The organism is Amycolatopsis sp. NPDC049868 (assembly GCF_044461365.1).
Classification (GTDB): domain Bacteria; phylum Actinomycetota; class Actinomycetes; order Mycobacteriales; family Pseudonocardiaceae; genus Amycolatopsis.
The window spans coordinates 1-13,326 of sequence record NZ_JBITKV010000029.1; the positions used below are offsets into that span (position 1 = coordinate 1).

Annotated in this window: 1 protein-coding gene and 1 pseudogene; both read left to right on the plus strand. The window is 71.8% G+C overall.

What is annotated here, in order from left to right:
- Positions 1-17: 17 nt before the first annotated feature.
- Positions 18-11,240, plus strand: coding sequence for a type I polyketide synthase (locus ACIBTM_RS46365; RefSeq protein WP_395883481.1), 11,223 nt, complete (start codon positions 18-20; stop codon positions 11,238-11,240).
- Between the two features lie 41 nt (positions 11,241-11,281).
- Positions 11,282-13,326, plus strand: a pseudogene (locus ACIBTM_RS46370) (type I polyketide synthase); the annotation flags it as partial.

Sequence of the window (13,326 nt, forward strand, 5' to 3'; positions counted from 1 at the left end):
TCGTGCACGGCCTGCCGGTGGACTGGGCCGCCGTGCTGCCGGTGGGCGAGCCGGTGGAGCTGCCCACTTACGCATTCCAGCACCAGCGCTACTGGCTGAACAACGAACTGCCCGCCGTTCGGCGAAGCGGTGCGGAAACGCCGGGCGAGGACTGGTGGTACCGGGTCGGCTGGGTGCCCGTCGCGGAGCCCGCGCCGGTGCGGCTCGGGGGGAACTGGCTCGTCGTGACGGCGGCGGGACAGTCCGCGCACCCGCTCGCGCAGGAATGCCGCGACGCACTGGCGGACGCTGGTGCGGAGACGCGGATCCTGGAGCTGCCGGACGGTGCCGGGGATCGCGGCGAGATCGCCGCCCTGGTGGCGGGCGACGAGTTGTCGGGCGTGCTTTCACTGCTCTCGCTGGACGAGACGCACGGCCTGACGCAGACCGTCGCTCTGGTTCAGGCGCTCGGCGACCGTCAGCTCGAAGCTCCGCTGTGGACTGTCACCAGCGGTGCGGTCGCGGCGGTTCCCGGTGAGGCACCGAAGAATCCCGCACAGGCCGGTCTCTGGGGGCTCGGCCGGGTCGCGGCGCTCGAACACCCCGACCGCTGGGGCGGACTCGTGGACGTACCCGCGACGCTGGCGGGTCGGGCCGCGAAGCGGTTGACGGCGCTCTTCGCCGGAGGCGGCGAGGACCAGGTCGCGATCCGCGAGACGGGTGTCCTCGGGCGCAGGCTGCTGCGCGCCGCCACGCCGCGCGGTGGCGAAACGCCTTGGACGCCAAGGGAAACCGCGCTGATCACCGGCGAGGCGGACAAGATCGGCGGGCACGTCGCCCGGCTGCTGGCCGACCGGGGCGCCTCGCGCGTCGTGTTGGCCGGGCGGCGCGGTCCGGACGCGGGCGGGGCGGCGGCTTTCGCCGCGGAGCTGGCGGCGGCGGGCACCGCGGTCGACATCGTGGCCTGTGACACCGGGGTACGGCCGGAGGTGGCCGCGGTCGTCGCCGGGCTCGGTTCGACGCTGTCCTCGGTGCTGCACACCGAAGAACTCATCGACGACCGGCCGATCGAGGACGCCGATCCGGCCGAACTGGACGCGGTGCTGGCGGCCAAGGCGGGCGCGGCGGCCTGGCTCCACGAACTGACCGCGGACCTCGACCTGGACGCGTTCGTGTTGACCTCGTCGGTCGCCGCGGTGTGGGGCGGCGGGCGGCAGCCCGGGTTCTCCGCGGCGAACGCCCGGCTCGACGCGCTGGCCGAGGCGCGCGTTGCCGCCGGGCTCCCGGCCACCTCGGTGGCCTGGGGGCCGTGGGGCGCGGACGCGATGAACTCCGCCGCCGACCAGGCGCAGCTCGAACGCCGCGGCCTGTCGCCGCTGGCCCCGGACCGGGCGATCGGGATGCTGGCGCGGATCATGGACGCGCGCGAAACGGTGGTCACCGTGGCGGACGTGGACTGGGCGAAGTTCGCCCCGCCGTTCACCCTGCGCCGTCCCAGCCCGCTGCTGGAAATCCTGCCCGAGGTGCGCACCGCCCTCATCGCCAGAGAGGCCTCGGCCGACCAGCAGGCGAGCGGTTCCCTGAAGCAGCAGCTCGCGGAACTGTCCGCGGCCGAGCAGGAACGGCTGCTGGTCACCCTGGTCCGGACCGAAGCGGCGGCGGTGCTCGACTACCCGTCCCCGTCGTCCATTCCGGCCTCCCGCGCGTTCAGCGAACTCGGCTTCGACTCGCTGACGGCTGTCGAACTGCGCAACCGCCTCGGTGCCGCCACCGGGCTGAAACTGCCCGCGACACTGCTTTTCGACTACCCGAACCCGACCACGCTGGCCGATTACCTCGGCACGGAACTGCTGGGCGCCGCGGAATCGACTCCGGTCGCGACGGCGGCGACGGCGGCGCTGGACGACGACCCCGTGGTCATCGTCGGCATGAGCTGCCGTTTCCCCGGCGGCGTCCGGTCGCCGGAGGAGCTGTGGGAGCTGCTGGCGTCGGGCACGGACGCGATCGGCGCGTTCCCGCAGGACCGCGGCTGGGAGCTGGACAGCCTCTACAACCCCGACCCGGAGCACACCGGCACCTCATACGTGCGACAGGGCGGTTTCGTTTACGACGCGGCCGAATTCGACGCCGGGTTCTTCGGCATCAGCCCGCGCGAGGCGCTGGCGATGGACCCGCAGCAGCGGCTTCTGCTCGAAGTCTCCTGGGAGGCGCTGGAACGGGCCGGCGTCCCGGTGTCCTCGTTGCGGGGCAGCAAGACCGGGGTGTGGGCGGGGGCCAGCTTCACCGGATACGGTCTCGCCGGTGCCGGCGCGGAGGAAGGCATCGAAGGGCATCTGCTGACCGGCACCACCACGAGTGTGCTGTCGGGCCGGTTGTCCTACACCTTCGGGCTTGAGGGCCCCGCCGTCACGGTGGACACTGCCTGCTCTTCGGCGCTGGTCGCGGTCGATCTGGCCGGCCAGGCGTTGCGCTCCGGCGAATGCTCGCTGGCGCTGGCCGGCGGCGTGTTCGTGTCGGCCACTCCGGACCTGTTCGTCTGGGTCAGCCGGCAGCGCGGGCTTTCCCCGGACGGCCGGTCGAAGTCCTTCTCCGCCGAGGCGGACGGCATGGGCATCGCCGAGGGCGCGGGCATGGTCGTGCTGGAGCGGCTGTCCGAGGCGCGCCGCAACGGGCATCCGGTGCTCGCGGTGGTCCGCGGCTCGGCGGTCAACCAGGACGGCGCGTCGAACGGGTTGACCGCGCCGAACGGTCCTTCGCAGCAGCGGGTGATCCGCGCGGCGCTGGCGAACGCCGGACTGTCCACTCAGGACGTCGACGTCGTCGAGGCGCACGGGTCCGGCACGTCGCTGGGCGACCCGATCGAGGCGCAGGCGGTCATCGCCACCTACGGCCAGGACCGGCCGCAGGACCGGCCGGTCTGGCTCGGCTCGGTCAAGTCGAACATCGGGCACCCGCAGGCCGCGGCAGGTATCGGCGGGCTGCTGAAGATGGTGCTGGCGCTGGGGCACAAGCAGCTGCCCAAGACCCTGCACGCCGACGAGCCGTCTCCGCACGTGGACTGGTCCGCGGGCGCGGTCGAACTGCTCACCGCGCAGCGGGAGTGGGAGGCCGAGGGCCGTCCACGCCGGGGCGGGGTCTCTTCGTTCGGCGTCAGCGGCACCAACGCGCACATCATCCTGGAAGAGGCCCCCGAACCGGAGGCCACCGCAGACACGGAGAGCACTGCGGGCCCGCACGCGTGGACGGTTTCCGGTCGCACCGCGGACAGCGTGCGCGCCCAGGCCGCCCGGCTCGCCGAGCACGTGGCCGCCCGCCCCGATCTCGACCCGGCGGACGTCGCGTGGTCGCTGGCGTCGACCCGCACGGTGTTCGAATACCGCGCCGTGATCACCGGCACCGATCTCGCGGAACTGACTTCGGGGCTGGCCGCGGTGGCCGCCGGCGAGCCCGCTCCCGGCGTCGTGGTCGGCGCTTCGGCGGCGGCTGAGGAGAGCGAGCCGGTCTTCGTGTTCCCCGGACAGGGCGCGCAGTGGGCGGGCATGGGCCGGGAACTCCTGGCGTCCTCGCCGGTTTTCGCGGCCCGGATGGCCGAATGCGAGCAGGCGCTGCGACCGTACGTGGACTGGTCGCTGACCGAGGTGCTGCGGAACGAAGAAGATCTCGACCGCGCTGAGGTCGGTCAGCCCGCCCTGTGGGCGGTCATGGTTTCCCTCGCCGCGGTGTGGGCGGCGGCCGGGGTCGCGCCGAGCGCCGTGCTCGGGCATTCCCAGGGCGAGATCGCCGCGGCCACCGTCGCCGGGATCCTGTCGCTGGACGACGCGGCCAAGGTCGTCGCGGTCCGCAGCAAGGCGCTGTCCGGGCTGGGCGCCGAAGGCGGCATGCTCTCGGTCGTCATGCCCGCCGAGGCAGTGCGGGAACTGCTGGTGCGGTGGGAGGACCGGCTGGCGATCGCCGCGATCAACGGGCCCGCCGCCACGGTGGTCTCCGGCGAGACCGAAGCACTCACCGAATTCGAACGGGAACTGGCGTCGCGCAAGGTGTTGCGTTGGCGCGTCCCGGTTTCCGACTTCGTGGCGCACTCCGCCGGGATCGCCGCGCTGGAGAACGAGCTGCTCGAAGGCCTGGCGGACATCCAGCCGCAGCCGGGCGAGTTCCCGCTGTTCTCCACGGTCGAATGCCGGTGGATGAACGGCGAGGAACTCGACGCCGCGTACTGGTTCGCCAACGTCCGCCGAACCGTCCGGTTCGACGAAGCGGTCCGGGCGCTGGCCGCAGCCGGGCACCGCGCCTTCGTCGAGGTGTCCCCGCAGCCGGTGCTGACCACCGGCATCGCCGAGACCATCGAGGACATGGCAGTCCCGGGCGCGCCGGTGATCACCGGCACGGTGGAGCGGGAGCAGAGCGGCGTCGCGCGGCTGCTGGCCTCGCTGGCCCAGGTGTATGTCGGCGGCACCGCGGTGGACTGGCCCGCCGTGCTGCCCGCCGGACAGTGGGTGGACCTGCCGACGTATGCGTTCCAGCGCCAGCGGTACTGGCTGGCCGGGTCCAGTCTGTCCGGCCCCGCCCCGGTGTCCGGCGACGGCGCTGTCTCCGCCGCGGACGCCCAGTTCTGGGCTGCCGTCGAGGAAGGAGACTTGGGACGGCTGGACGGCGCTCTCGCGGTGGACGCGCAGCGTTCCTTCCACGAGGTGCTTCCCGCGCTCGCGGCCTGGCGTCGACGGGAGCAGGACCGGGACATCACCGGGAACTGGCGTTACCGCGTCACCTGGCGTCCGGTCGCCGATCCGGCTCCCACGCCGCTGACCGGGACCTGGCTGGCGGTCGTGCCGACCGGACACGGCGATGACGCTCTGGTGCGCGCGTGCGTCGAGGCGCTCGCCGCCCGCGGCGCGGACGTGACCGAGCTCGAAGTCGACGCGAGCACCGCCACCCGTGAAGAACTGGCGACCGCGGTCGCCGGGCCGCTGACCGGAGTGGTCTCGCTGCTCGCGCTGGACGAGACTCCGCTCGCGGGAGCGTCGGTGGTGCCGGGCGGACTGGCGGGCACCACGACGCTGATCCAAGCGCTGGCCGACGCGGATGTCACTGCGCCGCTGTGGCTGGTCACCACGGGCGCGATCGCCACCGGGCCAGGGGACATGCTGACCCGGCCGGTGCAGACCCAGACCCGCGGCCTCGGCCGGGTGCTGCTGCTGGAGCAGCCGGACCGCTGGGGCGGGATGATCGACCTGCCCGCCGTGCTCGACGAGCGCACCGCGAACCGGCTGTGCGCGGTGCTCGCCGGATGCGGCGAGGACGAGGTGGCGCTGCGGCCCGCGGGCATTCTCGGCCGCCGCATCGTGCGCGCGCCGCAGCCCGCCGAGCGGGAATGGCGGCCGCGCGGCACCACGCTGATCACCGGCGGCACCGGCGCGGTCGGCGGCCGGGTGGCCCGCTGGCTGGCCGAGCACGGCGCGGAGAAGGTGGTGCTGACCAGCCGTTCCGGAGCCTCGGCCGAAGGCGCGGCGGCGTTGGCCGCCACGCTGGCCAACGCCGGGACCGCGGTGGAGATCACCGGCTGCGACGCGGCATCGCGCGCCGACCTGTCCGGAGTGATCGACCGCATCGGGGCCGACGGACCCGCGCTCACCGCGGTGATGCACACCGCTGGGGTGCTGGACGACGGCGTGCTCGACCGGATGACCACCGACCGGCTCGCCAGTGCGCTGTCGGCCAAGGCCGGCGGCGCGGCGCATCTCGACGAGCTGACCGCAGAGCTGCCGCTCGACGCGTTCGTGTTGTTCTCCTCGGCCGCCGCGACCTTCGGCGGCGCCGGTCAGGCCAACTACGCGGCCGCGAACGCCTATCTGGACGGCTTGGCGGAGAACCGGCGTTCGCGTGGCTTGCCCGCGCTGTCGGTGGCGTGGGGACCCTGGTCCGGCGGCGGTGTTTCGCAGGCCAGCGAAGCCGCCCGCGCCCGGCTGCGCCGCAACCACTGGGAAGTCCTGATCGACCCGGACCTGGGCGTCAAGGCGCTGGCCGGGGCGATGGCCGGACCGGACACCGTGCTGACCGTGATGGACCTGGACTGGCCCGCGCTCGCCGCGGCGCCCGGACAGGCCGCCATCCTGGATCTGCCGTTCGTGCGCGACCTGCCGGACGCGCAGCGGTTGAAGGCCGGGCTCAAGGCCGACGGCGGCGCGCAGCGCGACGCGGGCGAACTGGCCCAGGACCTCGCGGGCCGCTCCCGCGCCGAACAGGACCGGCTGCTGGTGGACCTGATCCGCGCCGAGGCGGCCGCCGTGCTCGGCTACGCGGGGCCGCAGGACGTGGAGCCGAGCCGCGCGTTCAGCGAGCTGGGCTTCGACTCGCTGACCTCGGTCGAACTTCGGAACCGGATTTCGGCCGCGGCGGGCGTGCCGCTGCCCGCGACGCTGATGTTCGACTATCCGACCCCGACGGTGCTGGCCGAGCACCTGCGCACCACGCTGCTCGGCGCCCAGCCCGCCAGCCCGGCCGAACTGCCTTCGGCGGCGGCCGTCGACGACGATCCGATCGCGCTGGTGGCGATGAGCTGCCGCTTCCCCGGGGACGTCAACAGCCCCGAGGAGCTGTGGGATCTGCTGGCCGCCGGGGGCGACGGGATCTCCGAGTTCCCGGCCGACCGCGGCTGGGACGCGGACGCGCTGTTCGACCCGAACCCGGCGAACCCTGGCACCACCTACGCGCGCCAGGGCGGCTTCCTCCACCAGGCCACCGCGTTCGACCCGGCCTTCTTCGGGATCAGTCCGCGCGAGGCGCTGGCGATGGACCCGCAGCAGCGGCTGCTGCTCGAACTGTCCTGGGAGGCGCTGGAATCCGCCGGACTGGACCCGGTCGCGCTGCGCGGTTCGCGCACCGGCGTGTTCATCGGCGGCTACTCCTCGAACTACGCGATGGTCAGCATGCAGCTGGCCGCGCAGAACGGCGCCGAAGCGGTCGAAGGCCACCTGATCAGCGGCAACGCGACCAGCATCATCTCCGGCCGGATCTCCTACACACTCGGTCTCGAAGGCCCGGCGCTCACCGTGGACACCGCGTGCTCGTCGTCGCTGGTGGCACTGCACACGGCGAGGCAGGCGCTGCGCACCGGCGAATGCTCGCTGGCGCTGGTCGGCGGCGTGTCGGTGATGTCCACGCCGTGGGAGATGGTCGGCTTCGCCCGCCAGCGCGGCATCGCGGCGGACGGCCGGTCCAAGGCGTTCTCCGAAGCGGCCGACGGCATGGGCATGGGCGAAGGCGCGGGCATCCTCGTGCTGGAACGCCTTTCCGACGCTCGGCGCAACGGACATGCGGTGCTGGCTGTGGTGCGGGGTTCGGCGGTGAATCAGGATGGTGCGTCGAATGGGTTGACGGCGCCGAATGGTCCTTCGCAGCAGCGGGTGATTCGGGCGGCGTTGGCGAATGCAGGGTTGTCGGCGTCCGATGTGGACGTGGTGGAGGCGCATGGCACGGGGACGCCGTTGGGCGACCCGATCGAGGCGCAGGCGTTGCTCGCGACCTATGGACAGGAACGGGCCGGGCGGGACCCGCTGTGGCTGGGTTCGGTGAAGTCGAACATCGGGCACACGCAGGCGGCGGCCGGTGTCGCTGGTGTGATCAAGATGGTGCTGGCGTTGCGGAACAAGGAACTTCCGCGGACGTTGCATGTCGAGACGCCGTCGTCGCATGTGGACTGGACGGCGGGCGAGGTCCGGTTGTTGACGGAGAACGTGGCTTGGGAATCCGAGGGACGGACTCGCCGGGCGGGCGTGTCGGCGTTCGGCATCAGCGGGACCAACGCGCACATCATCATCGAGGAAGCCCCCGGGGAAGAGGCTGCCGAGGTCGTGGCGACGGACGAGCCGACGGTGTGGGTGGTGTCGGGTCGCAGCGCGGACGGGTTGCTCGCGCAGGCGGGTCGGCTTCGCGAGTGGGTGGTCGGCCGTGGGCTGGATCCGGTGGATGTCGGTTGGTCGTTGGCCACCACGCGATCGGTGTTTGACCATCGGGCCGTCGTGTTCGGCGACGATCTCCTGAGCGGGCTGGACAGTCTGGTCGTGGGGGAGTCTGCCGGGTCGGTGGTGTCCGGGGTTGCGGATCCGGGTGTTCGGGTGGGTTTGGTGTTCGCGGGTCAGGGTTCGCAGTGGGCGGGTATGGGCCGGGGATTGTATGAGTCGAGTCCGGTGTTCGCTGAGGTGTTTGACCGGGTTTCGGGTTTGTTGGAGCTGGAGCTGGGTGTTTCGGTTCGGGATGTGGTGCTGGTTCCGGAGACACCGGGCAGTGATCAGACTTTGTATGCACAGGCTGGGTTGTTCGCTTTCGAGGTGGCGTTGTTCGAGGTGTTGCGCGCCGCGGGTGTTCGGGCGGATGCGGTGGTGGGGCATTCGGTCGGCGAGATTGCGGCGGCTCACGCGGCGGGCGTGTTGTCTCTGTCGGATGCGTGCCGTCTGGTGGCGGCGCGTGCTCGGTTGATGCAGGCGTTGCCGGTGGGTGGTGCGATGGCGGCGATCAACGCGCCGGAGGACGAGGTTGTTGAGACGCTGGTCGGTGGGGTGTCGATCGCGGCGGTGAACGGTCCGGAGTCGGTGGTGGTTTCCGGTGAAGTTGATGCGGTGGAGCAGATCGTGGCGCTCTGGAAGGAGCGCGGGAACCGGGTTCGGCGGCTGCGGGTGAGTCATGCGTTCCATTCGGCGGCGATGGATCCGGTGCTGGATGAGTTGCGTCAGGTGGCTGACGGTCTTACGTATGCGCGTCCGGAGCTGTTGTGGGCGGGTGCGTTGACGGGTGAAGTGCTGACGGCGTGCGAGGCGGGTTATTGGCCTGCGCAGACGCGGGGTGCGGTGCGGTATGGGGATGCGGTGGAGTCTCTTGTCGCGCAGGGGATTTCGGTGTTCCTGGAGGTCGGGCCGGACGGTTCGCTGTCCGCGCTCGGCACCGCGGACGCCGCGTTCGTGCCGTTGCAGCGCAAGGACGGCACCGGCCTGGTCGCCGGGCTGGCGCGGGCTTTCGTGCAGGGGGTGAGTGTCGACTGGAGCACGCTGATTCCCCAGGGGAACCGCGCGCAGCTGCCGACGTATGCCTTCCAGCACCAGCGTTACTGGCCGCAGGGCGTGCAGACGCGACCGGGCACCGCGACGGGTTCGCCGGCGGACGCCGAGTTCTGGGCCGCGGTGGAGAGTGGCGATCTGACCGAACTCGCCGACACCTTGTCTATTGAGGACAGTGCGCAGCTCGGCGAGGTGCTGCCCGCACTGGTCTCCTGGCGCAAACGCGAACACGACCGCACGGCCACCGCGGACTGGCGTTACCGCGTGAGCTGGGCGTCGATCCCGGAGCCCGCCGCGCATACGTTGTCCGGGCGCTGGATCGTGGTGCGCACCCCGGACCAGGCCGAGCACGAGTTGGCGCGGACCTGTCTGCGCGTGCTGGCCGAGCACGGCGCCGAGGTGAGCGTGCTGGAAGCGGTGGAGAGCACCGACGTGGCGGCCATGACCGCGCGGATCGAGGACGTCGTCGGCGACGGCGCGGTCTCCGGGCTGGTGTCGCTGCTGGCGCTGGACGAGACTCCGGCGCCCGGCTTCCCGAACTTGGTCAATGGCGTGGCCGGGACCCAGACGCTCATCCAGGCGATGATCGCGCTGCACCTGCCCGCTCCCTTGTGGACGCTCACCCGGGGCGCGGTGTCCGCCCTTCCCGGCGAGCCGACCGAGAATCCGGAGCAGTCGCAGGTATGGGGCGTGGCCAGGGTCGCGGTGCTGGAGCACCCCGACCACGGAGGCGGCATGATCGACGTGCCGGTCGAGTTCGACGACACGGCCGCGCGACGGCTGTGCGCGCTGCTGGCCGACTCGGACGGTGAAGACCAGCTCGCGATCCGCGAGAACGGGATCTTCGGCCGTCGTCTCGGCCGGGCCGGTGCGCCCAAGGGCGCGGCGGGGCGGTTCGCGCCGTCCGGCACCGCGCTGATCACCGGCGGCACCGGCGCGATCGGCGGGCACGTGTCCCGCTGGCTCGGCGAGCGCGGCGTCGAACGGCTCGTGGTGACCAGCCGCTCCGGCGCCACCGCGGCGGGGGCACCGGCGCTGGCCGCCGAACTGGCCGGCGAGGGCACTGCGGTCGAGGTGTTCGCCTGCGACGCCGCTGTCGAGTCCGAGCTGGCCGGAGTGCTGACCCGGATCGGGCACGACGGCCCGCCGTTGAAGGTGGTCATCCACGCCGCGGGCGTGGCGCAAGCGACGCCGCTGGACGAGATTTCCTTGGCGGAACTGGCGACCGTGCTGGCGGCCAAGGCCGACGGCGCGGCCGCGCTGGACCGGCTGACCGCGGGGATCGAGTTGGACGCGTTCGTGCTGTTCTCCTCGATCGCGGCGACCTGGGGCAGCGGTATGCAGGCCAGCTACGCTGCCGCCAACTGCTACCTGGACGCGCTGGCGGAGAACCGGCTCGCCCGCGGCCTCGCCGCCACTTCGGTGGCTTGGGGTCCGTGGGGCGGCGGCGGAATGACCGACGTCGAGGACGCGGCGCTGCTGAGCCGTCGCGGGCTCGGCATGCTCGATCCCGGCCACGCGGTCAACGCGCTGGCGCAGGTGCTCGACAGCGGCGAGAGCCTGACGGTCGTCGCCGACGTGGACTGGGGCCGGTTCGCGCCGCCGTTCACCCTGCGCCGCCCGAGCCGGCTCATCGAAAGCCTTCCCGACGTCGTCGAGGCGTTGGAGAGCCGGGACGAGGAGCCGGGCGTGGCCGCGGGCAACGCGCTGGCCGAGAAGCTGTCCGGGCTCTCCCAAGCCGAACAGCAGCGGCTGCTGGTCGACCTGGTGCGCGCCGAGGCGGCGATCGTTCTCGGGTACGAGAAGGACGTCGTGGAGGCCGACCGGTCCTTCAGCGATCTCGGCGCCGACTCGCTCACCGCGGTGGAACTGCGCGACCGGCTGGGTTCGAGCACCGGGATGTCGTTGCCCAGCACGCTGTTGTTCGACTACCCGACTCCGGCCGCGCTCGCCGAACACCTGCGGACGAGCCTGGTCGCGGAGGTCAGCGCGGTCGCCCCGGTGCTCGCCGAACTGGACAAGCTGCAAGGCCTGCTCGACGGGCTGGCCACCGCGGACGAGTCCGCGCTGATCACCAACCGGCTCGAAGTCGTGCTGGCGAAGTGGAAAGAAGCGAAGGAAAACCACGCCGGCGACGGCGTCGAGGAGAAGCTCGAATCGTCTTCGGACGACGAAGTCTTCGACTTCATCGGCAAAGAACTCGGCATCTACTGACCAGACGAAGACGCGACTTCCTCGACGGGGTGACGTAAGTGAACGAAGACAAGCTCCGCTACTTCCTCAAGCGGGTGACCGCCAGCCTGCACGAAACGCGGCAGCGCCTGCAGGAGGTCGAATCCTCCGGCGAGGAGCCGATCGCCATCGTCGGCATGAGCTGCCGGTTCCCTGGCGGCGTGGCGACGCCGGAGGACCTGTGGGAGCTGCTGTCCGACGGGCGCGAGTCGGTCGCCGAACTGCCGCGAGACCGCGGCTGGGACATTACCGCCGCGGAGGTGCGCGAGGGCAACTTCGTCGACGACGCCACCGGTTTCGACGCCGGGTTCTTCGGGATCAGTCCGCGCGAGGCGCTTTCGATGGACCCGCAGCAGCGGTTGCTGCTGGAGGTGGCGTGGGAGGCGTTGGAGCGCGCCGGGATCGACCCGGCCTCGCTGCGGGGATCCGCGACGGGTGTGTTCGCCGGCGCGTCCGGTTCGGGCTACGGCTGGCTTTCGGGCAAGCAGGGCGAGCACGACGGACACGTGATGACCGGCAATGCCACGAGCATTCTGTCCGGCCGGATCTCCTACACGCTGGGGCTGGAGGGGCCCGCGATCACCGTGGACACGGCGTGCTCCTCGTCGCTGGTTTCGCTGCACCTGGCCTGCCAGGCGTTGCGCTCGCGAGAGTGCTCGATGGCGTTGGTCGGCGGTGCCTTTGTCGCGGCCACTCCGGTGCTGTTCACCGACTTCAGCACGTCGCTCGGACTTTCCCCGGACGGACGGTGCAAGACGTTCGGCGCGGGCGCGGACGGCATGGGCGTCGCCGAGGGCGCGGGTGTCGTGGTGGTCGAGCGGCTGTCGGACGCGCGGCGGAACGGGCACCGGATTCTGGCGGTGGTGCGGGGTTCGGCGGTGAATCAGGATGGTGCGTCGAATGGTTTGACGGCGCCGAATGGTCCTTCGCAGCAGCGGGTGATCCGGGCGGCGTTGGCGAGTGCGCGTTTGTCCACTGAGGACGTTGATGTGGTGGAGGCGCACGGGACCGGTACGCCGCTGGGCGACCCCATTGAGGCGCAGGCGTTGCTGGCGACTTATGGTCAGGGTCGGCCGGAGGGGCGGCCGTTGTGGCTGGGTTCGGTGAAGTCGAACATCGGGCACACCCAACAGGCCGCGGGCATGGCCGGGATCATCAAAACCGTGCTGTCGCTGCGCAATCAGGAACTGCCGCGTACCTTGCACGTGGAAGAACCGACCACGCATGTGGACTGGTCGGCGGGCGAGGTGCGGCTGCTGGCCGAGCCGGTGCCGTGGCCGGCGGGGGAGCGGGTGCGCCGGGCCGGGGTGTCGGCGTTCGGCATGAGCGGCACCAACGTGCACATCATCGTCGAGGAGGCTCCTGCCGCCGAAGAGACCGCGCCCGAACCGGACGCTCCGGAAGAGGAAGCACTGGAGGCCGCGGAGGAGCGGGTTCCGGTACTGGAGTCGCGCGGGTTGACGGCGTGGCCGGTGTCGGGCCGTTCGGCGAACGGGCTGGCGGCGCAGCGGGATCGGCTGACGGCGTGGGTCCGGGCTCGCCCGGAGCTGGACCCGCTGGATGTCGGCTGGTCGCTGGCGGCGACGCGGTCTTCGTTCGAGCATCGTTCCGTGACGATCGGCGGGGATCTGAATTCTCTGCTGTCGGGTGCGGCGGTGCGTGGGGTGGCGCGGTCTGGTGTGCGTGCGGTGTTCGTGTTCGGCGGGCAGGGTGCGCAGTGGGTGGGCATGGGCCGTGCCGCGTTGGCGGAGAGCCCGGTGTTCGCGGCGCGGTTCGCGGAGTGCGAGCGTGTGTTGGAGTCCTGTGTGGACTGGTCGCCGCGTGAGGTGTTGACCGGGGCTGCGGAGCTGGGCTCGGCGGAGATCGTGCAGCCGTTGTTGTGGGCGGTGATGGTGTCGTTCGCGGCGGTGTGGGAGGCCGCGGGCGTGACGCCGGAAGCGGTGGTGGGTCACTCGCAGGGTGAGGTCGCGGCCGCGACTGTGGCGGGGATGCTGTCGCTGGAGGACGCGGCGCGAGTGGTGACCGCGCGGTCCCGCGGCTTGTCCGGGCTGTCGGTCGAGGGGTCGAT